The organism is Apibacter muscae, from assembly GCF_007845595.1.
Taxonomy (GTDB): domain Bacteria; phylum Bacteroidota; class Bacteroidia; order Flavobacteriales; family Weeksellaceae; genus Apibacter; species Apibacter muscae.
In genome coordinates this window covers 117,420-141,230 of the sequence record NZ_SELI01000017.1, presented here as the reverse complement: position 1 = coordinate 141,230, position 23,811 = coordinate 117,420, and the positions used below count along the sequence as shown (strand labels likewise).

At 29.2% G+C, this 23,811-nt stretch carries 17 protein-coding genes; 7 read left to right on the top strand and 10 right to left on the bottom strand.

Annotated features, from left to right (window positions below; genetic code table 11):
* Positions 1-6 precede the first annotated feature (6 nt).
* The 4 genes from ETU10_RS05130 to ETU10_RS05115 all read right to left on the bottom strand — a co-directional run bounded on the left by ETU10_RS05130 (position 7) and on the right by ETU10_RS05115 (position 7,438).
* Positions 7-2,463: an AAA family ATPase gene (locus ETU10_RS05130; RefSeq protein WP_146310390.1), complete on the bottom strand. Its 2,457-nt coding sequence runs from the start codon at positions 2,461-2,463 to the stop codon at positions 7-9.
* Positions 2,464-2,479: 16 nt separating this feature from the next.
* Positions 2,480-3,571 (bottom strand): PKD domain-containing protein, encoded by a 1,092-nt coding sequence (locus ETU10_RS05125; RefSeq protein WP_146262282.1) that lies wholly within the window; start codon positions 3,569-3,571, stop codon positions 2,480-2,482.
* Between the two features lie 916 nt (positions 3,572-4,487).
* Positions 4,488-5,153 carry an HAD family hydrolase gene (locus ETU10_RS05120; protein WP_146310388.1) on the bottom strand — a complete coding sequence of 222 codons (666 nt, stop codon included), beginning with the start codon at positions 5,151-5,153 and terminating at the stop codon, positions 4,488-4,490.
* Positions 5,153-7,438 carry a cation:proton antiporter gene (locus tag ETU10_RS05115; RefSeq protein ID WP_146310386.1) on the bottom strand — a complete coding sequence of 762 codons (2,286 nt, stop codon included), beginning with the start codon at positions 7,436-7,438 and terminating at the stop codon, positions 5,153-5,155. Before ETU10_RS05115 ends, ETU10_RS05120 begins: the two co-directional genes overlap by 1 nt.
* A gap of 244 nt (positions 7,439-7,682) precedes the next feature.
* Between ETU10_RS05115 and ETU10_RS05110 the strand changes: the two genes are divergently transcribed.
* Positions 7,683-8,936 carry a CinA family nicotinamide mononucleotide deamidase-related protein gene (locus ETU10_RS05110; RefSeq protein WP_146310385.1) on the top strand — a complete coding sequence of 418 codons (1,254 nt, stop codon included), beginning with the start codon at positions 7,683-7,685 and terminating at the stop codon, positions 8,934-8,936.
* A gap of 170 nt (positions 8,937-9,106) precedes the next feature.
* Entirely contained in the window at positions 9,107-10,366 is a 1,260-nt protein-coding gene (locus ETU10_RS05105; protein WP_146310382.1) for a cation:proton antiporter, read from the top strand.
* A gap of 72 nt (positions 10,367-10,438) precedes the next feature.
* On the opposite strand, the gene ETU10_RS05100 is transcribed toward ETU10_RS05105, so the two are convergent.
* From ETU10_RS05100 to mnmD, 3 genes are all read right to left on the bottom strand, one after another.
* The gene (locus ETU10_RS05100) at positions 10,439-10,690 is read right to left on the bottom strand and encodes a hypothetical protein (RefSeq protein WP_146292683.1); all 252 of its coding nucleotides are present in this window, start codon (positions 10,688-10,690) and stop codon (positions 10,439-10,441) included.
* Positions 10,691-10,825: 135 nt separating this feature from the next.
* Positions 10,826-11,260 carry an NUDIX domain-containing protein gene (locus ETU10_RS05095; RefSeq protein WP_146292685.1) on the bottom strand — a complete coding sequence of 145 codons (435 nt, stop codon included), beginning with the start codon at positions 11,258-11,260 and terminating at the stop codon, positions 10,826-10,828.
* Positions 11,248-11,919: a tRNA (5-methylaminomethyl-2-thiouridine)(34)-methyltransferase MnmD gene (mnmD, locus tag ETU10_RS05090; protein WP_146292687.1), complete on the bottom strand. Its 672-nt coding sequence runs from the start codon at positions 11,917-11,919 to the stop codon at positions 11,248-11,250. The genes ETU10_RS05095 and mnmD overlap by 13 nt, the downstream gene beginning before the upstream one ends.
* 94 nt (positions 11,920-12,013) lie before the next feature.
* On the opposite strand from mnmD, the gene ETU10_RS05085 reads away from it, so the two are divergent.
* The 3 genes from ETU10_RS05085 to ETU10_RS05075 all read left to right on the top strand — a co-directional run bounded on the left by ETU10_RS05085 (position 12,014) and on the right by ETU10_RS05075 (position 15,515).
* Positions 12,014-13,063, top strand: coding sequence for a branched-chain amino acid aminotransferase (locus tag ETU10_RS05085; RefSeq protein WP_146310380.1), 1,050 nt, complete (start codon positions 12,014-12,016; stop codon positions 13,061-13,063).
* A gap of 101 nt (positions 13,064-13,164) precedes the next feature.
* Entirely contained in the window at positions 13,165-14,823 is a 1,659-nt protein-coding gene (locus ETU10_RS05080) for an ArnT family glycosyltransferase (protein WP_146310378.1), read from the top strand.
* Between the two features lie 23 nt (positions 14,824-14,846).
* Complete coding sequence (locus tag ETU10_RS05075) at positions 14,847-15,515, top strand: ABC transporter ATP-binding protein (protein ID WP_146262292.1); 669 nt, start codon at positions 14,847-14,849, stop codon at positions 15,513-15,515.
* 15 nt (positions 15,516-15,530) lie between these two features.
* On the opposite strand, the gene ETU10_RS05070 is transcribed toward ETU10_RS05075, so the two are convergent.
* Genes ETU10_RS05070 through ETU10_RS05060 form a run of 3 tightly spaced genes read right to left on the bottom strand, consistent with a single transcriptional unit; the run spans position 15,531 to position 19,562 of the window.
* A complete protein-coding gene (locus tag ETU10_RS05070; RefSeq protein ID WP_146310376.1) occupies positions 15,531-16,877 on the bottom strand; it encodes a hypothetical protein in 1,347 nt (448 codons plus the stop codon).
* A gap of 1 nt (position 16,878) precedes the next feature.
* Positions 16,879-18,822: a hypothetical protein gene (locus ETU10_RS05065; RefSeq protein WP_146310374.1), complete on the bottom strand. Its 1,944-nt coding sequence runs from the start codon at positions 18,820-18,822 to the stop codon at positions 16,879-16,881.
* 2 nt (positions 18,823-18,824) lie between these two features.
* Positions 18,825-19,562, bottom strand: a complete 738-nt coding sequence (locus ETU10_RS05060; protein ID WP_221410365.1) for a hypothetical protein — start codon at positions 19,560-19,562, stop codon at positions 18,825-18,827.
* A 1,596-nt stretch (positions 19,563-21,158) separates the two neighbouring features.
* Here ETU10_RS05060 and nadA point away from each other — a divergent pair.
* Together nadA and nadB are read left to right on the top strand one after the other, a co-directional pair.
* Positions 21,159-22,163, top strand: a complete 1,005-nt coding sequence (gene nadA / locus ETU10_RS05055; RefSeq protein WP_146310372.1) for a quinolinate synthase NadA — start codon at positions 21,159-21,161, stop codon at positions 22,161-22,163.
* A 72-nt stretch (positions 22,164-22,235) separates the two neighbouring features.
* On the top strand, positions 22,236-23,810 hold the full coding sequence (nadB, locus tag ETU10_RS05050; protein WP_146310370.1) for an L-aspartate oxidase: 1,575 nt from the start codon (positions 22,236-22,238) through the stop codon (positions 23,808-23,810).
* Position 23,811 lies beyond the last annotated feature (1 nt).

Below are 23,811 nucleotides of genomic sequence, written 5' to 3'. Positions count from 1 at the left end.
AAGTTATTATTTTATTTTCCAGTTTAATTGTTTATTTTCAAGATATACTTCCACTTGGTCTCCTTCTTTAATCTCTCCTGAGATAATCTTTTTAGCCATTGGTCTTCTTAATTCAGATCTTATTATTCCTTTTAATGGTCGTGCCCCATAAGTTGCGTTAAATCCGTTATCTACTAAATAAGATTGGGCTTCGTCTGAAATCTCAAGATTTATATTTAAGCTTTGTACTAAATCTAACAGTTCTTTTTTCAAATGAATTTTAAATATTCCTAAAGCATTTTCCTTAGTGATTGGACTGAATGGTATTATTTCCGTTAAACGTCCTAAGAATTCTGGTCTAAAATTATTCGTCATGATTTCCATTAATTGATTAGAAGGGGGTAAACCTTTTCCTTCATTAACTGAATTGACAATAAACTGTGCACCAATATTGGATGTAAATAGTATTAATGCATTTGAAAAATCTCCTTCTTTTCCTAATCTATCATGCAACTTCCCTTCATCCATAATTTGAAGGAATACATCAAATACGGAAGAGTGGGCTTTTTCAATTTCATCAAACAAAACTATTGAGTAGGGTTTTTGTCTAATTTTATTAACCAATAATCCTCCTTCTTCATATCCTACATATCCTGGAGGAGCACCATATAATAAAGCTGCTGAATGTTCTTCTTTGAATTCCGACATATCAAAACGTATGATCGCATTTTCATCTTGGAATAAAAAATCCGCTAATGATTTTGCTAACTCTGTTTTCCCTGTTCCTGTTGGTCCTAAGAAGAAAAAGGAACCCATGGGTTGTCCTGCTTTACTTAAGCCTGATCTTGATTCTAAAACAGCTTCTGTAATGACTTGAATAGCATAATTTTGACCTACTACTCTTTTCTTAAGAATCTCTTCCATGTTTTGTAGCCTGTCTTTTTCTTCTGAATGAAGCTTCCCTAATGGAATGCCAGTTTTTTGAGCTACTACAGCGGCTAAATCAATGGGTTCAATATGCTCCTTTTTAGCCAAAGATGCTTCTGATAGTTTTTCTAATATTTGATTTAGATAATTATATAATTCTTCTTCTGATAATTTTTCAATATCTTCACTAAGTTCCTTTTCTTGGGATAATAAATATTGGGATTTTCTTTTTAAATCTTCATAAAACCATTTATACTCTAAACTTTTATTAGATGTATAACTTTCTTTTTGCTTTATGCTTTCTAATCTTTTTTGAAGTACCTCTTTCTCTTTTAAAAAAGATATACCTGCCGTTTTAATTACAGACATGGTACGATCCAATAAATTAAGAGCTGATTCTGGTAGACTTTTTTCTTTTAAATATCTTTTAGACAATCTTATGGATTCCTCTATAGAGTCATCCGTAACTTTTATTTCATGATGAACCAAATAAGATGTTAATGCTGATTTTATAATTCTAAATGCTTGTTTTTCATCAGGTTCTTCTACTTTTATTACCTCAAACATTCCAGAAAGACTTTCATCTTTTTCTATTTTTTTGGTGTATTCATCTATGGTTGTTGTAACAATCAATGTTAATCCTTCTTGACCGGAAAGTTCACTTTTTAAAATACTTGAAATTCCAGCATTATCACTATTCTTGTCTAGTAATACATGAATACCATCAATAATTAATATTGCTTGTGGGTAAGTTTTTAACTCTTGCAATATCTTTTTTAATCGATCTTCAATTTCTCCTTTGTAAGAAGCTCCAGCGATTAAAGTTCCTAAATCTAATTCGTAAATTTTTGTTTTTATTAATTTATCTGGAACTTGTTTATTTGCTACAAGATTAACAAATCCTTCAATTAATGCTGTTTTCCCTACTCCTGGATATCCCTGCAAAAGCACATTGGGATTAACGAATCTACAAATGATCTCAACGATTTCTTTAATCTCTTTTTCTCTAGCAACAATTTTTTTAGGACGTTTTCGTACCTGTACTAATTTATCTTTGCAATATTTAAATAAGTATTTAATGGATTTGGAATTGGTCGCTTTTTCTTCTGTAGCCTCTAAAGTTGTATTATGATCTACCTCTGTTAACAATTCTTCTCTAACTACTGGAAAACTTTTCATTTGATCGTAGGTAAATCCTACTCCTGGTGTGGCTAATGCTACCATTACGCAATACAAATCAACTTCAGATCTTCCTAATATATCCCTTATTTCATCAGCCTCATTTATTACTTTATCAATATCATCATTAGGTTCAGGTTGAGTGGGACGACCTGCTTTAAGTTCATCGTCTATACGCACCTCAGCCCATTCTTCAATGAAGAAAACATCTTTCTTCATTGATTCTAACTCTTTTAATAACGAAAGATCTCTATGTAGTATAGCTTTTAAAAGATGTGAAGGTCCGTATTCTGCATTTCTGTTTTCAGTTGCGTACTTCCTTGCTAACTCTAATGCTGTATGTAATTCTTCATGAAATAAAGCTTCTTCTTTCTGCATCTCAGTTTATATTATTTTAGTCGTAAATCCAAATAAGTGATTTTTTCACTTTATAAGTGATATCAATTCCCTTAATGCAATTTTTATTGTCTTTTGTAAGTCTTAATGCTTCAATTTTTATTTTCTTATTACTGATTTGCTCACAAAATTGGGTAAATGGCATTATTTTTTTACTGTTTTTAACCACTGGAAAATCATAATTTCCACAGGTATATTTCGCAAAATCTTCTTGTGTTTTTACTTGCTTAGCTACGTCTAGCAATAACAATTCAAATTGATACTGGGATATATTTGGCGCTATACTATCATTTGCTTTTTTAATTTTGTCTTGTACAGGGTTAGGCTGTGGTACCCCTGGTATTCTTCTCAAGAATTCTTCCAAAGGATCTTTTTGCGGAGATCCTTTAGGCAATTGAAAGAGATTTGCATCTTTTTCAGGTTCATAAGAATGTATAGTGTCTGTTTTAGTTTTAACTAACTTCCGAGGTTTCACATATATGTCAACGCTCCCCATATGCTTAACATCACCATTAATGATTAAAGTAACTCTTTTTATCCCTGGGATGCTGTAAGTATAAGCTGGAAATTCAAAGGTATTATCAGTCTGACCACTTTCGCCAAAATTCCATTCCCACGAAAATGCTTCACCTTTATAATTATAATAGAACTTGACTGGATCTCCTACGGTCACACTTTCCGGAGCTATTATTTTTGGCACTCTTGATTCATCTATGATAGCTCCTAAATCTTTTATTTCGATAATTTTCTGAAATACACAAGAGCCATTTACTTGCAAACTTACTGTGTAAACTCCAGGTTTTTCATATTTATGTAATGGATCCTTTTCTTTTGATTCTTTCGTATTGTCCCCAAAATCCCATATAGAAGTTTGTGCATTTGGAGTTTTATTTTTGAAGCTTATCACTTCACCGACTTGATTTCTCTCTGAAATTATTTCAAAATCTATTTGACTACAATCTACGTGTCTATACAACTGAAATAAAAACAAAAACAACCCAAAAAGTATTAAGATAATAAACACTAAAAGTATGCGTATATCAAGCTTTCTAAGGTAATTTAATAAAGATCTTTTTCTTTTATAATCCATTTTAAAATAGTATAAAATTTAAATCACCCTTAATGTAAAACAAAAAGATATTATTCATAGCAATTAATTATTATGTAATTCTTGATTAATAATAAATTACATTTTTATATATAGTAATTTAGGCATAAATATTAATCTAAATTATAGATTTGTAAAATTACATATTTTTTTTAATTATTATTGTTTAAATATTAAAATTTACTCATATATAATAAAACTCTTTTATTATATTTTATTATTATATATTTTAATTATTGGAATATATTGAAATTTAATCATTTAAATTCATTTAATATATTAATCCAGCATATTTAAATTAATAATTATTCTTCATCTAAATAGAACTGTAAATATCTTATAATGAATTCAAAAAGCTCACAATTTACAATATCATTAATTTAATATTTTTAAACAATTATATGATTCTATAACGTAATTATTTAAAAAAATATTACATAAAATTTATAGTAAAAATTTGATTATTTGTAACAAGTGAATTTGTTTTATAAAAATATAGTTTAGATACATATATTTATATATATTATGTTTATAAATAGTCTTTATTACTAAATACTAATCAACTAATATTTATTATAACTTCTTTAAATAAATTATTGATATAAAATAAAGCTTTATTGATGCTTATTGTAATTTATATTTTAAAAAATTTATTTAGATTACATTTATAGATTATAATTTTAAGTAAATATGTAATAACAACATTCTAATAATATTGAAAAGTTCTCATTTGTAGTATTATTAAGATTAATATAAAATATGAGATAACTATTTAACTTGCATTTTAAAGTATAGTTTCAATATTGTAATTATCATAGTCAATTATAAAAAAAAGAATTAACCTTAATAGATTAATTCTTTTTTTAACTTCAAATAAATTTACTAGACTATTAAATGTTTAGTCTTGTTTAACTAAATTTCTAATCTTATCAATAGTTAAAGTATTAAAATCATCAATTACGAGATCAGCCGTTGACAAATCTTGATCTCCTGAGGCTTCGTTTTTATATCCTATACAGAAAACATCCGAAGCATTGGCAGCTTTTATTCCGTTGGTTGAATCCTCAATAATTATACAATTTTGCTTGGAATTACCGGACAAACGCACAGCTTCTAAAAATATTGCTGGATTGGGTTTTGATTGTGGAAAATCTTCACCGCTTACGATATGAGTAAAATATGGATATAAGTTAAATCTGGTAAATACTTTCGACAAGGTAGCCTTTGCTGATGAGGTTGCTAATATTAATTGAAAATTTTCTTTATATAAAGACTCTATCAAATTTCTCATTCCCGGAAGTAGATCTAAATCTTTTTTTGTTTCAAATATCTTATAAAATATTTCTCTCTTACGATTGACTAATTCATCAAGTGAAGCATCAACCTTGTATTTTTCTTTAATTTTCTGGTACAGATTTTTGGTAGATAATCCTCTAAACGTATCATGTTCCTCTTCTGAAATGTTTAGTCCTAATTCTTTATAATGTTTAAAGAAGGAAGCTTTATGCATAGGCTCTGTATTGACTATCACTCCGTCCATGTCAAATATCACTGTATTTATCATCAATCTTTATTTTCTGTATCAGTTGTATTTATTCCTTGTAAATTTTCTTTATCAGCTACAATCCAAACCCTATCGTATAATTGTAGCAAGGTATGAGAGGATGGATTCACAATTTTATCGTCTCCTCTCTCGATTCCAACCACTAAACCTTGAGTTAAATCCCTAAGAAACTTCACATCTTTATTTAGTACTGGCGAATCTTCTAATATGGCAAATTTATTTAAGGATACATTTTGCTTTAATGAATTAATATTTTCATCTTGTGAACATTCCGTTTGTATATTAATTTCAAAGTTTTTAATTTGTTCGTCAGTACCTATTAAACCTAATTTATCATACGGAAATACTCGATCATTCTCACTCGGTATTGAAATTTTAATATCACCTCTTTTAATGTAAGCTATATTAATTCCAAACTTTTCTCTCCAAGCTAATTCTGATAATTTTTTTCCAACAAACTTTGAATTGGGGCTAACTTCAAAATCTGTAATATGACTATCCCACAATAGATATGACTTTTTAGGTTTTATATTTTCACTTTTTTCTAACTCTTTTTGTTTTATATCTCTTTCATTTAAATTATACACAAATCTTTTGGTTATAAGTGAGTAGAAAAAATCAAATTTAGTGGACAGAAAATACAATCCCACAATTACTATAGGTATAACAATTAGTGAAGCTATAATTCCCGATAAAAATAAGTTTAATATAAACCCTAATAATATGATTGCTACCGCAACTTTAGCTATTTCCATAGCAATTAAAGGTCCTCTAGCATAAATATTTTCTTTCCAGATATGAGTAAAAATTTCTTTTTCGGGTTTTTTTACTACAATCGCCCATAAGAAAGGCGTACATAAAATAATTGTTACTACTGTTGCTATAATATTAAATAAAGAAGGATTAAAGATTCTTACACCTAACAATTGTTCATTTATAATTGGTATAGCAACGTAGACAACTAATAATACTATCCCAATAATGACTACTCCATTGGTTAATACTAAAGACAAGTATGCTTTGGATAATTTTTTCCATTTGTTTTCTTCTTGAATATTTTGAGTTCCTGCTGAATATTTATCAATCAACCTTAATATTCGTGGTGGTACAATTTTACTTATAATTTCATAAAAGGATTCAGAATATTTAATCATATAAGGGGTAGTAAAAGTTGTGATTGCTGATACGCCAACCGCTATAGGAAATAAAAAATCACTGGTAACTCCCAAGCTCATGCCTAAAGCAGCTACAATAAATGCAAATTCACCGATTTGAGCCATACTCATTCCAACCTGAACAGATTGTTTTAATGGTTGCCCAGAAAGCAACGCTCCCATAGTGGTAAATAAAAACTTACCAATAATTGTTAATAGAGTTACAATTAGAATTTCCCATCGGTACTCATACATTGATATTGGATCAATCATCATTCCTATGGATACAAAAAATACAGCTCCGAATAAATCCTTTACTGGTTTTAAAGAATGTTCAATTTTTTCAGCAGATGTAGTTTCAGCCAAAATAGAACCCATTACAAATGCACCTAACTCTGCTGAAAACCCTATGTTTGTAGCCAAGACTACCATACCCAAACAAAGTCCTATTGAAAGTATTAATAAAGTCTCTTCGTCTAATATTTTCTTTGTTTTACGTAATAGTGTAGGTATTAAAAATATACCAAATATGAACCATAGAGATAAGAAAAATATAAGTTTTAAAAACTCCATAAACATATCCGGTCCATTGAATTGTTGGGTCACTGCCATTGTAGATAATAATACCATTAAGAGTATAACCACAATATCTTCCACAATAAGAACCCCAAATACTATACGTGCGTAATTCTTCCTTTTAACCCCCAATTCATCAAAAGCTCTTAGTATAATAGTCGTTGAAGAACTGGCTAACAAACCACCTAAAAAAATACTATTCATCATGCTCCATCCCATCCATTGTCCAACTAAATAGCCCAAAATCATAATAACTACAATTTCAACTATAGCAGTAATAGAAGCTGCTCCACCAACGTTGATTAATTTTTTAAAGCTAAATTCAAGTCCTAAACTAAATAAAAGAAAAATAACACCTATTTCCGCCCAAGTCTTAATATTAGCCATGTCTCCCACATTAGGCATTAAATTAAAATGTGGACCTACTAAAAATCCTGCAATAATATAGCCTAATACAAGTGGCTGTTTAATTTTTTTAAATATTATTGTAGTTATTGCGCCCGCTCCTAATATTAAAGCTAAATCAACAATCAATTTAGGTAAATGGTTCTCCATAAATATCTGGTTATTTTAAATTTATCAATATAAACACAAGCTTTTTATGTTAAAAATTAGATGTTTTTAATATAAAATAATGCATATAATCGCAAGATAGCAATTTTTATCGAAAAATTAAAATGTTTATAATTCTATTGCTGTCTTGAATATAACTTATATATTTTATAAGTTATTTTAGGTTTATACTTATCAGTTTTTTAATTATTTTTAGATTTGACTATTTAAAATCTTAAACATCATTATGAATGCATACCTTATAGCTATTGGAGATGAGTTATTATCTGGCAGAACTTTAGACACCAATTCTAACTTTATTGCTAAACAACTGGACCGTATAGGAATATCAACCATTAAAATATCAACGATATTTGACGATCCTGAAACTATTAAAAACGAGCTTTTGCAAGCAACTATATCTAAGGCTGATTTTATATTTACTACGGGGGGACTAGGTCCAACTAAAGATGATAAAACTAAACAAACCATTGCTGATTTCCTATCTGATGTTTTAATTTTCAACCAAGATTGTTTGGATCATGTAAGTAAGCTTTATGCCGAACGAGGAAGAATTCTTAACGAATTAACCAGAAACCAAGCTTTGGTTCCTTCACGTTCATTAGCCATCGTAAACAGATATGGAACAGCTCCAATATTATGGTCTAAAGCTAAAAATAATAAAATACTAATAAACTTGCCGGGCGTTCCTTACGAAACAAGGGCTATGATGGAGGAAACTATTATTCCAAAAATTAAATCTGAATTTAAACTTCCATTCATTTTAAGAAAGTCCCTAACTGTTATTAATTATCCTGAAAGCGAATTAGCCATTGCATTGACTGATTGGGAAAATGAGCTCCCTAAAAATATTTCACTTTCTTATTTACCCGCGGGTTCTAGAATTGAATTAAGATTAACCATTAAAGGTGAAGATAAAGATTTAATGGAAAAATTAGTTTCTAAAGAAATTGAGAAACTTCCTGAAATTTTAGGCGATCGTTTAATTTCTAAAGAGGATATAAATATAATAGATCTAATTTCTGATTTCTTAAAAAAAGAACAATTATCTATTGCTCTTGCGGAAAGTATAACCGGAGGTTCACTTTCTCAATGTTTTACCTCTGTTCCAGGGTGCTCGTCTTACTATAAAGGTGGAATTATTGCGTATAATACCAAAATTAAAGAAAATATACTTAATGTTCCTAGAGCTCTAATCGATGAACACACAGTGGTTAGCAAGGAAGTAGCTGAAGCCATGGCTATAAATACAGCAAAAATATTTCAAACAGATATTGCTATCTCTACAACAGGAGTGGCTGGACCTAATACAGATGAGTACAATAATCCAGTTGGGTTAGCCTATGTAGGCTTATTTTATAAAGGTGAGGTTTTTAGCGAAAAATTTGTTTATTCTAACTTAACCCGAGAAGAAATGATCCTTAGAATTTCAAACAAAGCCATTGAATTATTATATAATAAAATTATAATGAATAAATAATCAACTAAACTAATAGAGTACTAATAAATTGATTTAATAGTATATAAGAACAAACTTATATAGATTGGCTTTTATTTTATTTATTTCATACTAAGTTGAAGCGATTATCTATAATTTAATTATTTATAAATCTAAATTTATATTTTTGCAAAAAATATAAAGTTAATCTTATGGAATTATATTATTCATTTTCTATATTAATTGTCTTAGCTGCTATTTTTTCCTATATTAACGTTCGTTTCTTAAAGTTCCCTTCCACGATCGGAATAATGGTAATTGCGCTGGTTATGTCTATAATATTGGTTCTTTTAGGGAATTTAACCTCCAAGCCTTTAAACGATTTTGCCTCTCTAATTAAAGAATTTGACTTTACGGAAATTTTAATGGGCTCCATGTTAAATTTTCTTTTATTTGCTGGTGCCATCCATATAAATTTATCCGATTTAAAGGAACAAAGAATTCCTGTAATTGTCTTTGCTACCATAGGAGTAATTATATCTACCATTTTTGTTGGTATGAGTCTATATTATATTACCAATTATTTTTTTCCATTGGTTAATATACATTTAGCCATACCATTAATATATTGTTTACTATTTGGAGCTTTAATCTCTCCTACTGACCCTATTGCTGTATTAAGTATTTTAAATCAAGTTAAAGTTTCTAAATCTCTTGAAACTAAAATTGCGGGAGAATCTTTGCTTAATGATGGTGTGGCAGTAGTATTATTTGCAATCCTTGCCAATTTAGCTGCCAATCCGGTAGTAGTTGAAACTGGGCATATGGATCTTTCATTTTCTCATATTTTTGATTTATTTGTAAAAGAAGCGATTGGTGGACTTATATTGGGGGGAGCTTTAGGTTATCTTGCAGCCTATGGTTTTAAAACCAGCCGTGACTATAAAGTATCTGTGTTAATAACCTTAGCCGTAGTAATGGGTGGATATCTTATCGCTAGTTATTTACATACTTCGGCTCCACTAGCTATGGTAGGTGCTGGACTTATTATTGGTGAAGCAAAAAGGAAATCTGTTTCTTCAGAAAAAAATTATGTAGGAAATTTCTGGGAATTGATCGACGAGGTTATGAATGCCATATTATTTTTGTTTATGGGATTTGAATTGCTTTTAATTCAAGATTTACTTAATTACTGGTCTATAGGCTTAAGTGCAATTATTATTGTTTTAATTGCACGCTATGTCTCCATAAAAATTCCAATATTAATTATCCCTTTTAAAGAAAAGTTCAATAAAGGTACGGTTGCCATGCTGGTTTGGGGAGGATTACGTGGAGGAGTTTCCATCGCTTTAGCATTATCAATCCCGGAAAGTAATTATAAAGAGGCTATCATTGCCACTACTTATGTAGTAGTACTTTTCTCTATTTTGGTACAAGGGATGACAGTGGGTAAATTAGCAAAGAAAATATAATCTTTAAATACCTTAGAAAACAAACGGGCATTTAGAATTAAATGCCCGTTTACAATATACTTTTTTTAAAGTTTAAGATACTGCTGAATTTCTTGGATACCAAACGGTACACATAATTCCTTCGCTTGCTACTTTCGGGTGTGCACAATTAGAAGTTTGGAATTTTGAACATTTTAAACAATCGTCTTCTCTATGTAGTACGGCTTTGAATTCATAAGCATCGCATACTTGATTTTGTGTAACAGATATTTCTTTTTTTGAACATATACGTCCGTCTAAAAAAAATTCACAATTTCCACAACATTTTGCTAATTTTAAATCCATAATTGAAATATTTTTATTTATTCTATTTTTAATTTCTTATAAAACAAAATTAAATAAGAATGTTTTAAGAATTAATCTAAATTACTGAATTATAAAAATTTAGATTTAGAATGAATTAAAATAAGTTTAAAACTTTCACCTCATAAAAAATTTATTCTGGATTAATTTTCTTATAACTATTCGATCTATGGGCAAATCAATTCTATGAATATCAATACTTTTAATAGGTAGCCATAAGATACTTTTTATATCTTTATCTACTATTTTAAGAGTTGATAGGTCTTTACATTCAACTAAATAATAAATGGACAATAACTGGCTTTTTGGAGTAATTTCTGATTTTAAAAAAAAGTCTTGTGTGTAGAAATGTTCTTTAACCTCAATCTTTAAATTAAGTTCTTCCAATAGTTCCCTTTCCAAGGTTTCTTGGGTTCCTTCCCCTAGCTCCAATCCTCCCCCGGGTAATTTAATAATATTTTTTCCTGCAAATTTTTCTTGCAGAAATAGAATATTGCCTTCATTAATCAAAAGAGCGTAAACTCTAACATTTATTTTTTCTAAATTTTCCATGCGTTTACCATTTCTCGTTTTCCCATAGGTCCAGCTATTTTTTCTACAGAAAACCCTGCTTTTTGCATGGCTCGCCTGGCACTCCCCTTACTTGAATAGGTCGTTAGTAATGATTGAGGCGCCATTGTATTAATTATTTGGGTGAATATTTCTTCTTCCCATAGATGGGGCTGAACTCTAGCACCAAAAGCATCGTAATAAACTAAGTTTATATTATGTATAGGTAATTTATATAAATCAAAAAAATCAGAAGGATATTTAACAATTTCGAAATTTTCGTGAATTTGTACAATTCTCCCCCACTCACAATGGTGCAGTTGTAAATAATAATCTTTTGCCCTAGAATCATCAATTAATTTCCAGTATTCCAATTCCAAAAGCTCGTTTATTTCTAAAGGGTATTTTTCTAAGGTGTAATAAGTTATTTTCTTATTATAATTTAAGGCTTTAAACAACGTTAAAAGCGCATTAAACCCTGTTCCAAAACCCATTTCTAAGATTGAAATTTTTGATAAATTTATTAGTTCTAATCCATTTTTGATAAATACATGGGAAGCTTCTTGAAGTATACCGTGTTGTGAATGATAACTTTCATTCCATTCTGGGATTTGCAATGTTTTTGAACCTTCCTTGGTAGTAACTACTACTCTTTTTAGCATATAACTATATTTATATCCTCAAATTTACTATACTTTTTCATGGTTTAGATAATTAATTTAGTAATTTTGATAGGAGAAAAAATAAGATTTTAGAATGGAAATAAAAAAAACTCAACATTCAAAATTAGATACTATTGATCCTAATAATTCTCCTTTTGGAGTAAATATTTCAGATCATATGCTAATTTGTGAGTATGAAAATGGACAATGGGGAAAACCTGTTATTATGCCTTATGGAGGTATGAACTATTCTCCTGCTTTAATGGCTATTCATTATGGACAAGCTATTTTTGAAGGAATGAAGGCATATAAGGATAAAAATAACGATGTCTTTTTATTTAGACCTGAAAAAAATTTTGAACGTTTTAATAAATCTGCGGAAAGGCTAGCCATGCCTCCAATTACGAAAGAAATTTTTTTAGAGGGTTTATATGCGCTTATAGATTTAGATAGAGATTGGGTTCCTACCAAAGATGGAAGCTCATTATACATACGTCCTACTATGTTTGCTTCTGAAGAAATGTTTTCTGCAAGAATATCAAACAAATATACTTTTGCGATAATGACATCTCCTGCTGATAGTTATTATGATAAGCCTTTGAAAATAAAAATTGAAAATCATTATACTAGGGCAGTTAGTGGTGGTGTTGGATTTACTAAGTGTGCCGGTAACTACGGTGCATCTTTCTATCCTACCCTACTAGCCAATCAACAGGGATTTGATCAAATTATATGGACAGATAGCCAAGAACATAAATATTTTGAGGAATCTGGAACTATGAATGTTATGGTTAGAATTGGTGATATTATCTACACGCCACCGGTTTCCAATACTATCTTAAATGGTGTTACTCGTGATAGTCTCGTTAATGTCGCTAGACACAATAAAATTGAGGTTAGAGAAGAAAGAATATCCGTAGATAGCATTGTAAATGCTTATCAACAGGGCACATTAAAAGAAATTTTTGGATGTGGAACTGCTGTAGTTGTAAATAGGTATTCACATGTTGGCTACAATGATAATATTATGGAGTTACCAACTCTTAAAGACGAAGAAAGTTATGCTGTTTTATTGAAAAAACAATTGGTGGGTATTCAAACCAATGAGTTGGATGATCCGTTTGGATGGAGAATAAAAATTTAATCGTACGTTTTAAATATCCTTCTAATACAAAACTTCTGATTATTTCTATATTCAGAAGTTTTGTTTTAATAAATAAAGATTGTTATTTATAAGGTTTCAATATGAGTAAAATAAATAGTAAAAATATTCAATATATATTCTTATTGATTCTTTTAATATTCAACCTTTTACATGCGTATACCCTGCCTTTAATAGATGATGAGGCTTATTATTGGGTTTGGTCCAATCATTTAGATTTTGGTTATTACGACCATCCGCCTATGGTTGCAGTATTTATAAAAATTGGTTCATTCTTCTTAAAGAATGAGCTGGGGGTTCGCTTGATCTCTTGCTTTTCAAATATCCTTTTTTATATCATTTGGTTAAAAATTTTAAATCCTAAAACTATAAATGAAAATTATTTATTCTTAGGTTTATTTGGATCCACGGCTATTTTTAATGGAATGGGTTTTGTGGCTACTCCAGACGTACCCTTGCTCTTATTTGGTTCTCTATTTTTATGGAGATGGAAATGTTTTATAAATAAATATAACGCCCTAAATTCAATATTCTTAGGATTATCCATGGCTTTAACCATGTATTCTAAATACCATGGAGCTATTTTAATTATTTTTACCCTTCTACCATCAATCCCATTTTTTTATAAAAATAAATGTTTCTATTTCAGCATTCTATTAGCCTTAATTTTGTATATCCCTCATTTAGTTTGGCAATACAACCATAATTGGGTTTCCATTGAATACCACCTTTTTGGAAGAAATAAAAAGGAAATTAATGGATTTCCTACTGCGGCATGGCTTTTAGGATTAATGTTAATTGCAAATCCTTTATTATTGTATTTTTATGGTAAAAGCTTATTAAAAAAATATGATTCTCTATGGATAAAATCCTTGCAGTGGATTAGCATTGGAACTATTGCATTTTTCTTTTTATTTTCATTTAAAAGAATTATTCAACCTCAATGGAATTTAATCGTTTACTTAGCTATAATCCCTTTAACTTATTTAAAATATAAATCTTTAAATAATAAGAGAATAATTTTACTTTCATATACATACTTAGCAGTACTATTTTTACTTAGATTTTTAATTTTATCCCCTTGGGTAATTCATGCTTCACCCATGTATAAATTGAAAGAATTTGTTGTAAAGGCGAATAAAGTTACCAATGGTATGGCTGTGTTTGAAAGATATCAAAAAGCGGCATTATTTCATTTTTATAACCAGAAACCTTCTATTAGCCTTCAAGTTTATAGGCATAGATCTTCTCAATACGATCTTTGGAATTCAGAAAATTTAATCCAAGGAAAACCTATAACTTTTTTTGGTTTGGGCAATATTTCAGATAAGTTTATTACCAATGAAAACGGTGATAAAGAATATTATAAATTCATCCACTCCTATATTTCTTATCCTGAAATAAAAGTTAAGGTATCGCCTACAATAATACAATCCAAACCCAATCAAACTTTTGACTTGAAGCTTAATTGGAATCATCCCTACAAAACAAGCATTGATCTAAATTCTGTTGCTAATCAAACAATAAAGGTTCTTTTCCTAAGAAAAAAAAATTTAGAGCCGGTTATACTTCTTCCTGTTGAGGATAAAATTCGTATTCCCAATAACAAAACTGTTCGTAGTAACTTACGAATTACCATCCCTCAATTAGAACCGGGAGAATATTTTATATATATTACTTTAAACCCTTGTGGCATTTCTGGCAAAATTATTTCTAATGAAATTACGACAAAAATTTATTAATTTTTTTTACTTTTGAAATAACTATGGTTCTAGTTAAAAATATATACAAATCTTTTGGAAATTTAGAAGTTCTTAAAGGTATTTCTCTGCATATAAAAACAGGAGAAATTGTTTCTATCATTGGAGAATCAGGAGCTGGAAAATCAACCTTATTACAAATTATTGGGACACTAGATAAGCCTACTCATCCTGAAAAGCATCATAGTTTGCTTGAAATTGATAATCTTCCGGTTACACAATTTCGAGATAAAGAGTTATCTTTATTTAGAAATCAAAACATTGGTTTTATATTTCAGTTTCATCAACTACTTCCGGAATTCACCGCTTTAGAAAATGTGATGTTTCCAGGAATGATTGCCGGAAAAGGGAAAAATGAGCTACAAAAAAAAGCATCTGAATTATTGAAGTACTTAAATCTTTCCCACAGGTTGGATCATAAACCGAGCGAACTTTCAGGAGGAGAACAACAAAGGGTTTCAGTAGCACGTGCTTTAATGAATGATCCAAAAGTTATTTTAGCAGATGAGCCTTCGGGTAATTTAGATTCTAAAAATGCAGAAGATCTTCATCAATTGTTTTTACAACTAAGACAAGAGTTTAATCAAACCTTTATAATTGTTACACACAATAATCAGTTAGCTGAGATGTCTGATAAATGCCTGGTTATAAAAGATGGTGTTATAGCGGAATAAAAATCAAGATATAAATTAATCTTTATTATTTTCAAATTTAGGATTGTTAACTATTTTTATAAAATCAATTAATGTCTCTAGTGGATATTCGTTATTATTAGAAAAATTAAATTGCCAATCGCAAGTTATTTTATTATTTGAACTTCGAGCTTTCATTTCTAAATTTTTGAATTTTTGAATGTATTTAGATAATGTGGAATATTCTTTCTCTTTTTTCATTTTATCAAAATCTATTTTCAGATAGAAAATGATATTGGATGGAACCTGCGGAGCAAATTTCGGTTTTTTCTGTGTGCTAAAAACCAACGCTTCTTTGGACTTTCCTACATATACTTGGTATAAAGGAAATACTTTTCTATTAACTTCTTCATTGTTTGTTATTATCTTCTGTTTGTCTAGGTATTGATATAATTGATTAGTCTTAGATTTTATTTGAAGTGATAAACCGGGGATTAGAGTTTCTTTAGTTTTAACTATTTCTATCTTTTCAAAATTATCATCAAAATCATAGGTAATTATGGATTCTTTTTGAATTACTGGTTTTGTTATCTCTAATTGTATTTCATTTTGAAAAGAGGATAGCAAACTATCTGTATTTATTTGATATTTATCTATTGTAAAGGTTTTATGGGGTATAAAAGATTTCACATCTGCTTGCAACCAAAAGGAAAGTATGTTTTCTTTATTAAAATCCGGACTTACTATTGTAGCTGGAATTTTTATTTTATTAGTTTCTATCTGGATGGTTCCGCTAATCTTGGTTCCTTCTAAGTTTAGATTTGCTTCATTTTCTCCATCATAAAATACAACTAGTCCTTTCTTATTAATTATATCTTTAAATTTACTATCTTCTACAGGTATTATATTTTTGTTATGAATAATTTCCTGCATAATATCTATTACTTTTTCTTCCTTGTAGGTATAAGCAAATACAGCTGTTGTTTGGTTGTACATGATAGCCCATTTATGGTCTTTATCCATAAATAATTTGGTATAAGAATCTATATCTTTTCTTTCTAAACCAAGTTCTGTATAGTTCTCAAAAAAAGTATAATCTGTAATTTTTAAACTTCCGAAAAAGGTAGATTTATCTTTCCTTTCTACATTGTAAATAAATATATTGGCAGGAATTTCAACTGCTTTAATTATCTTTTTTATTACGGTTACTGAGTCTAAAGTATTTGGTTGGTTGGTTATTGCTTTTTTTAGAATTTCGTACGTATCTATTTTAACCAAGGTATGGGCATGGTTATAAATACCTGCTTTATGGGATTGTTTTTTTTGATATTGAAAGTATCCCCATAAGGAGATACCCAATAGTATTATTATAGTTAATGTTATGCAATACCCTTTTTTTTTCATTCTAAAAATCTGCTAATATTTCTACCATTTTTAAGAAATATTTTAATGAATTTTCATCTTTTTCAGTGGTTTCAAATGTTATTTCTGTATTAATATAGTTCTCTGAAATTCCTGTATATTTTGCATAGGAAATTCCCATTTCATCTAATAAATTATGCGTTTTCACAAATTTTTTAATATCATCAAATTCTTCTATAGATACTTGATTTACTATTTTTTTAGGATCAAAATATACAACAGAACTATTTTTAGATAGAAGTTCTTTTTGTTTTTTACCTATTTTAGCCACATAGGTTCCGTTTTTAATATTTGAAATATCATTAGGAGAAGTGCCGATAAATATAATTCCGTCTTTAATCAGCAAATAAAATTTATAGGTTTTATAATCTTTATTTTCAATGGTATAAATTCCATCTTCTAAAGATACAATCCCTTTTTTCATTCCATATTTTAACAAAGATTTTTGAAAGCGAGTATCCTCAGAAGATGCCATAAATAGGAATTCGGGTAAAGTTTCTTTTTTAGTTTTTTCTACTTCTTTAGAATCATAAGTATCTTCCTCATATTCATAGGTTTTATAAGTACTCTCTCTGACTGATAAGCCATTTAAAAGGAATAAGGCATCTCCTTTGGCTACTTTGGCAATTGCTTTTTCATCTAAAATGATATTGAAAAATTCAGTAAATAATTCAGCTTCTTCTTTTTCGTCTTTACTAAAAATTAAATTAGCCATCCATTTAGGATATAATTCCATGTATTTTTCTGTATTTAAAGACAGACTGATAAAACCTGGAACTTTATCTTCATCTATATATTGGTAGAACTTTTTATTCAATTTATAATTATACATTTGCTTGTACTGCTCTAAATCTTTTTCATTTACTTCAACAGCTGTTTTAAGTAGTACATTCTGATTGTTTAAGTATAATTTTACATTTACACTTTTAGCCCCTAAAGCTAGTGGTGAACCTGTAAATTCTAAAAATTTTTTAGTATATGTGGATAATAGACCATTATTCTCTGGGTACCAACCATAATAATATCTTCTTTTATCGTATTTATCAGTAAAAAAAGTAATTGCTGCCTCTTTATCTTCTACTTTTCTATAATTGGGATTATCTAAAATTGATGGGGCTGTATTTCTATAATAAATTCTGTAGGCATATTCTTTCAGCCATCTTTCATTAACTGATGCTTTTAAACTATCTTGCTTTTCCCTTTCTCTCTCATAAGAATTTTGTCTATTTTCATATTCGCTATCATCATCTTCCGTAGAGGTTTCTGCGACGGTTGTTTCCTCATCGTTTTCAGCAGGATTAGCAATTGTTGCCACCGGATAGTCAGTTACCTCATCAGATTCTTCTACTGAGGCAGATTCCATAACATCTGTAGCAGCTAAGGTATCTATCGAATTATAAACATACTCATCTGAATTATTCACCCCATAACGTGCAACATTAGTAGAATCATCAAAAAAATTATTTTTAAAATCTCCGAAAACAACCACTGCTTTTTCGTTATCCCAAAGTATTAGATTATTGTTTTTATAAAATTCTTTTATAGTTCCTTGTTGTTTAATTTTAATATTTTTTCCTTGTTTAGTTTTTAATAGTTCTTCAAATTTATTTGCATCTGATATTGAAAATAATAGTGCATTGTAGTTTATACTATCGGTTGTTTGATTAAAATAGAAGAAATCGGAAGAAAAGTTTATTCCTAAATCATTAAAATCTTTACCGTTTCTTTTTTTTCCGAATATTTTATTTAGAATGCTATCTCCTAAATTAGTTTTGCTTAGTTCCTGTAGGGATATATTTTCTAAAAATTTATTCCCTTTTGCATGAATTACTGCATTTGCATCTTGTGGAATTTTATTAACTAATTGCCCTTGTGCAAAAATACTTATATACAAAAGGGTACAGAGGGTTGATAGTAGTAATTTCATTATTAATTTAGTTTTATTTGATTGGATATATTTACTTTGTTGTTTATTAAATCTAAAATTAGACTTTTCTGCATTATCGCTTTTTTACTCTTAGAAATTTTTGCTTGTGCATTGTTGCTTTTTTCAATGGTAGAGGTGAATCTGTAGATTTGGGTATAAGTTGCATTTTTAAAAACTTCCTTATCTGCTGCTTTCAGTTTATTGTAAGCTTCTTTATTTCCATTTTTATAATCATAATTGAAGGTTTTACTTGTTTTATTGTAAGAATAAACCGGAGTCTCTTCAACTTTCATTTTATAAGCCGCAAAAATATCTTTACTTGCTTTATTTAAAACAGATACATCTGAAAAAGAAAAACTTACGGAAACTATATAATTAGTGAAATCTGTAGTCGTTTTTACATTACTGATCCCTGCTATATTTTTTAGTTTAGTGGATAAACCATTTATATCTTGTTGAATATCTTTTTTACTGGGAACTTTATATCCATTAATACTATCTAACAACATAATGGAGGCTATTTTATTTTTGCTTTGACTGAGATTAATTGTCATGGTCATCTCCCCACTTCCATCTGCATTCATATCCACCTCTTCTAATATTTCAAAACATGAAATTAGAAAAGGAGACAGTATAAAAAGAAGAAAAAATTTGCAATTTTTAATGAGAAAAGTTTTATAAAGATCCATAATTATAGCAGTTAGTTTATAGCCGTTAAATATAAGCATATTTTTATTCATCTTATTTTATCTTTAGCTTAAACTTATTTTTTTATTTATTAGGATTCCCTCTAAATAATTTAAAATTTGTAGCAAAATCATCTTTTAAAATATTGAAATTCATTTTTATATAGGCATATTTAATTAGTCAAAAATTAGAATTAAATATAATATTGATGTGGTTGAGAAATATTATGGTTTTACTGTTTATATGGGTGAAAGGTAGTATTCCCTATCCTACTCTTCTTAATTTGTAATAAAGGCCTAAACAATGAATAAAAATATTATATATCGCTAGAATATGTTTTTAATTATATTTCACTTAAATTAGAAATATGTTGAGCTACTAAATATAAACGAGGCTCCAATCTTGGTTTTGTTTCCCTTTGTTTTTATTTATTCATTTTCTTCATATTCTCCCATGCTTCTAAAAATAAAGAATGCAAGAGATTTATTTATTTCCTGTTCTGATTACCATTCGGCAACGAGGCAAATGAAATCAATAAGTAATATATCTAGGTATTCATATATACTCAACAATTTTAATTTCTTGGTACGGAATAATATTTTTTAGTTGCATTATAATATGGTTATTTTCAAAAAAAAATTCCTTTATTACCAATTATTTTTCAATATATTGTAAATAAAAGATAAATCGTAAGTTAAAAAAACACAGAAATAAACTTAAACCAATAATTATTTGAAATTAATGAAGTCGGTTGAATATTCATAAAGTTTAAAGTGAATAATATAAATTTTAGAAACACGTAAATTAAACCAAGTGATATTATGTTTTAAATACCATAATAAATAAAAACCATAGAATATCTAAAATTGAACATCTATAGATTATACAGATATCAAAATAGGTATATTTAGCAATTCCTACTAATAAAACCACAGCGAATCATACGTTGATTAATAGAAATTCAGAACTTTAGTTTACCAATTTTGTTCCCTTGGTGAGATTCGAACTCACATTCTCCTTACGGAGCAGTACGGCTCTAAATGCGCTTCCCTACTTACTTTAAAATATTTTCGGTGCATCTGCAAATTCTACCCGCCAAAATAACGGGGATATCCGTACACTCTATGGCTCGACCGGTTCTTTTCCCATAGACTTTACCTTTTAAGCTACAAGGGCATAATATGAATAGTGTAATACATTATTTTATAAAATATTACACAAAAAATTATTTATTTTTAAATAAATAACCAGTATAGATGGAAATTATTTGTATTAACCTAATTAATTGCAACCATATACATAAATATTGCATTAGTGAAAAATAATTTTATAATAAAGTTTAAATTCTTAACCATCTCAATCACTCAATTTCAAAGACCATATATAAATTTACAATGCAAAGTAAAGGCTTATGTATGAAGTATATTTGCGCACTTTTTATTAAAATTAAATTTAAAATTCTAAAAGAAAATTCTTACAATCATTCTAATTAAGAATAGAAGTCTTTAAATCATTTAAATTCTTAAAGAAAACTAATGCATGATATAAAGTTATATCTAAAAAGACATTATTGTTTATATTATCAGTTCATTTATAAATTCATTCAATGAATTTTATCTATATTTATCAATTATTAATTGAATTGTAACATGCCAACATTGAATAATGCCATAGAATCTTTAAAGGAAAAAGGCTATTTGAATTTGATAGTTCCTGAAAATTTAGATCTTGTTAAAGAGATTCAAAAACTTAAAAAAGAAAAAAATGCAATTATCCTTGCACATTATTACCAAAGTAAAGAAATTCAAGATCTTTCTGATTTTCTAGGCGATAGCTTACAACTAGCAAGAGCTGCCGAGAAAACAGAAGCAGATATGATTGTCTTTTGTGGCGTTCATTTTATGGCTGAAACAGCAAAAATTCTGAATCCTACCAAAAAAGTAGTTTTACCTGATTTACATGCAGGTTGTTCTCTTGCTGATAATTGCAGTGGAGATGGATTGCGCAAAATGAAAGAAAAATATCCCAGTGCTATTGTTGTCAGTTATATCAATTGTGATATAGGTGTTAAAGCCGAAAGTGATATAATTGTAACTTCTTCCAATGCTGAAAGTATTATAAAATCACTACCAGAAAATCAAAAAATTATTTTTGCTCCCGATCGAAATCTAGGAAGATATATTAACCAAGTAACTGGTAGGAACATGATACTATGGGATGGAGCCTGTATTATACACGAAGCATTTTCCGCCGAACGTATTGCCAAGCAAATGCTAGAGAATCCGGGTGCTAAACTAATCGCGCACCCAGAAGCTCAAAAAAATGTATTGGCTTTGGCAGATTATATAGGATCTACCGCTAGACTTCTTGATTATGTAGTAAACAATGATTCCCAAAAATTTATCGTAGCAACTGAAGAAGGTATTCTACATGAAATGCATAAACGAGCTCCACATAAAGAACTGATCCCCGCTTTAATACAAGATGAATCTTGTAATTGTAGTGAGTGTTTTTATATGAAGATGAATACTTTAGAAAAATTATATCTGTGTATGAAATACGAATTACCAGAAATACTTCTGGATGAAAATATGCGGATTAAAGCCTTAAAATCTATTAACAAAATGTTAGAACTTTCAGTTCAAATTAAGTAGTACAATAACATTAATTATTTTGAATTATCCATAAATTTCATAGTAAACACCAATAAAAATCCCACACCGCTAATGTTGTATACAGATGTATTAGTTATAGGTTCAGGCATATCAGGTTTATCTTATGCTCTTAAAATAGCACAAAAATCCCCAGAAGCTAGCATTACAATATTAACCAAAGCTGATGATGAAGAATCCAATACTAAATATGCACAAGGAGGTGTAGCTGTTGTTACGGATTTTATTCAAGATAGTTTTGATAAGCATATTGAAGATACTTTACGTGCTGGCGATGGATTATGCAACCGTGAAGTGGTAGAAATTGTAGTTAAAGATGGACCGGAACGAATTAAAGAAATTGTGGAATGGGGTACTAACTTTGACAAAGATGATAAACAAACCTACGACCTAGGAAGAGAAGGAGGACATACAGTAAATAGAGTGGTGCATTTTAAAGATATTACGGGAGCAGAAATTGAACGCGCTTTACTTGAAGCTATAAATAAATATAAAAACATTCAATTACTTAATTATCATTATGTTATTGACCTCATAACTGAACATCATATCCCGAATGAGCCTTTCAATAAATATAATCAAAATTGCTTTGGAGCATATGTACTTGATTTAAAGAAACAAAGAATCATAAAAATGTCTTCCAAAATAACCCTTATGGCTACTGGTGGATGCGGACATGTTTATAAAAATACCACCAACCCCCTTATAGCCACAGGAGACGGCATTGGTTTAGCCCATAGAGCTAAGGCTAAAATCAGCCATATGCAATATATTCAGTTTCACCCCACCGCCTTTTATAGCCGTAGATCTGGTCAGTTATCTCTAATTTCAGAAGCGGTACGTGGATTTGGAGCTAAATTAAGAACCACTTCCGGTGAAAAATTTATGCATAAATATGATGAACGAGAGGAATTAGCTTCCCGAGACATCGTAGCAAGAGCTATTGACAGTGAAATGAAATTACGCGGCGATGATTATGTTTGTTTAGATTGCCGTCATCTTGATCACGAGAAGTTCCTTGAACATTTTCCCAATATTTATCAAAAATGCAAAGAAGAGGGTTTTGATATGTTTAAGGATCTTGTACCTGTAGTTCCTGCCTGTCATTATCTTTGCGGAGGTATTGATGTGGATATCTATGGACAGAGTACTATAGAAAATATGTTTGCTGTAGGCGAATGTAGCAATACAGGTCTTCATGGTGCCAACCGTTTAGCCTCAAACTCCTTACTTGAAGCATTAGTTTTCGCCCATAGAAGTGCTATGAAAACCACTGAAAAGCTCAATAGTGATAACTTCCAATACAACAAAATTGATAAAATTCCAGAATGGGACCAAAAAGGCATGGAAGTAAGTAAAGAGATGGCTATTCTTAATTACCTTCGTAAAGATTTACAAATTTTGATGAGTGATTTGGTAGGCATTGTGAGAAGCAACCGACGGCTAGAAATGGCTAAACAGAAAGAGGAAGAAATATATAAAGCAGTAAAAGAATTATACCATTTGTCCAGACTTTCTCCACAATTATCAGAACTTAGAAATTTGGTTAGTGTTGCCTGGTTAATTATTAACCAAAGCCTTGAACAAAAAAGAAATAATGGAGCATTTTATAACAAAGATTTAAATTAAA